The organism is Neobacillus paridis (assembly GCF_016765675.1).
Lineage (GTDB): Bacteria > Bacillota > Bacilli > Bacillales > Cytobacillaceae > Neobacillus > Neobacillus paridis.
In genome coordinates this window covers 1-559 of sequence record NZ_JAESWB010000028.1, presented here as the reverse complement: position 1 = coordinate 559, position 559 = coordinate 1, and the positions used below count along the sequence as shown (strand labels likewise).

At 63.5% G+C, this 559-nt stretch carries 1 protein-coding gene; it reads right to left on the bottom strand.

Annotated features, from left to right (window positions below):
• Positions 1-68: 68 nt before the first annotated feature.
• On the bottom strand, positions 69-559 hold a 491-nt coding region (locus JK635_RS27855), incomplete at its 5' end, for a hypothetical protein (RefSeq protein ID WP_202652755.1).

Genomic DNA, 559 nt, shown 5'->3' with positions numbered 1-559 from the left:
GAGAAGGAAGAGGCAGCAAGCGGCTATCAGATCCCACTCCTGACGGAAGGCCGCGCCGGCATGCCACTTCACTTCCTCGCATATACCACCAGCTCACGTTCGTCCTTGCGCAAGTCACCGCGCAAGGGCACGCGCCCAACGATGGAAAACGCGCCTCCGCTTTCCAGCAGGCGCTCGAATTGCTGCATGCTGGGCTGGTCCGCCAGATAACCTGTCTGCGCCACGACCACCGCGATGTTCTGGTCGTTGAGGATCTTCAGGATGGCGTCCTGGTTCAGCTCACGGTCGCGTATGCCAAGCTGGCGCATGATGTTGATCTCGACGAACAGCTTGTCCGCCCGCCGCGTGCCAATGTCGCGGCGCTTGCCGTCGGCGCGCATGTTGAAGATGAAGCTGCCATCGCGATGCGCTGAAATCAGCACGTTGGCGCCAGGCGGTGTGTGGGCTTGTGCCAGGCTGGCCGCTTCGCGATATCCCTGCGCCACCGGCACCTGGAACACCATGGCGTGGTAGGCCAGCCAGCCGGCAAGGGCTGCCAGCAACAGGCGCCCCAGCAAGG